1 pseudogene is annotated in these 232 nt (G+C 57.8%); it reads left to right on the forward strand.

Annotated elements, in window-relative coordinates:
- Window positions 1-232 (forward strand): annotated as a pseudogene (locus VC352_RS25105) (amino acid transporter); the annotation flags it as partial.

Below are 232 nucleotides of genomic sequence, written 5' to 3' on the forward strand. Positions count from 1 at the left end.
CGGTGAGTTGGAGTTTCGAACCCGTCCTCAATGGCAGTTTCATCGGTCGGATCGCCATGGCCATGTGGCTGAGGGTGGGGGTGGAGTTCATCTGCCCGATGAGCAATGAGGTAGACAATCCGCAACGCAATATCCCGCGCGCAAGGATGCTGTCGCTGGGTGCCATGCTTGGGATCTTCCTGCGGTTCGTCTATGGCGTGAGCTTCTACCTGAATGTGGAAACGCTCACCGG

The sequence above is a fragment of the Pseudomonas sp. C11 genome (genome assembly GCF_034683865.1).
In the GTDB taxonomy this organism is placed as follows: domain Bacteria; phylum Pseudomonadota; class Gammaproteobacteria; order Pseudomonadales; family Pseudomonadaceae; genus Aquipseudomonas.